The 973-nt window shown below is 60.8% G+C and carries 1 protein-coding gene; it reads right to left on the bottom strand.

All coding sequences use genetic code 11. The features are described from left to right. Positions 1-10 precede the first annotated feature (10 nt). Positions 11-959, bottom strand: a protein-coding gene (locus tag XI06_RS12900; protein ID WP_271605481.1) for an IS630 family transposase whose coding sequence is annotated in 2 segments (ribosomal slippage) — positions 11-622 and positions 624-959 — 948 coding nt in all. Because the reading frame shifts where the segments join, the coding sequence is not laid out codon by codon here. Positions 960-973 lie beyond the last annotated feature (14 nt).

The raw sequence follows: 973 nt of genomic DNA on the forward strand, positions 1-973 counted from the left end.
CTAGAGCGTTTCACATTTTGATTGAACCATAGCCGGCGCTGGCGAAGTAGTTGGCGCATTCGCGAGGTTGGATGTCTTGGACGAGGTGGCCGATGTGTCGCCAAGTGTCCTCGATGGTGCGCTTCTGAGCTTGCCGCATCCAGTGTTTGATCTTTGAGAAGGCCTGTTCGATCGGGTTGAGGTCGGGCGAGTAAGGCGGCAGGTACCAGAGCCTGGCGCCAGCAGCCTGGATCATCTGCCTGACAGCTTTCGACTTGTGGCTTCCGAGATTGTCGAGCATGACGATGTCGCCTTCGCGCAGGGTTGGCAGGAGAAGGTGCTTCACATAAGCGCGGAAGCATTCGCCGTTGATCGGACCGTCGAAGACGCAGGGTGCCGTGAGCTGGTCATGGCGGAGTGCGCCGAGGAATGTGAGGGTACGCCAGTGGCCGTGCGGGGCGAAGCCGCGCAGGCGTGCGCCTTTGGGGCCCCAGCCCCGCAAAGGGGCCATGTTGGTCTTGATCCAGGTTTCATCGATGAAGACGAGCCGACCCGGATCGAGCCCAGCCTGCCAGGATCGCCAACGCTGGCGCCTACGAGAGACGTCGGCGCGAGCCTGTTCGAGGGCGAACAGTGTTTTTTTTGAACCGTAGCCCTTCCCGGCGCAGGAACAGCCAGACCGCGTTGTGTGAGACCTTGACCCCACGGGCTGCCAGTTCCGCCTTCAGACCATGCAGCGTCAGGTGTGGCGTCTGAGTGATCCGCTCGACGATGAAGGCGCGGTGCGGATCAAGCACAGGCTTGCGGTGACCGCCCATCTTGCCAGGCGCTACCGAGCCGGTCGTTCTATAACGCTGTGACCACTTCACAACTGACGAGACCGCAACACCAAACCGTTCCGCCACAGATCGGCAGCTCTCACCTTTGGCAACAGCGGATACCGCGCGCTTACGCAAATCGTTGGAAATTGGTCGGACCATCAGATGCTGGCCTC

Origin of the sequence: Bradyrhizobium sp. CCBAU 11434 (assembly GCF_028128895.1) — a bacterium.
Lineage (GTDB): Bacteria > Pseudomonadota > Alphaproteobacteria > Rhizobiales > Xanthobacteraceae > Bradyrhizobium > Bradyrhizobium zhengyangense.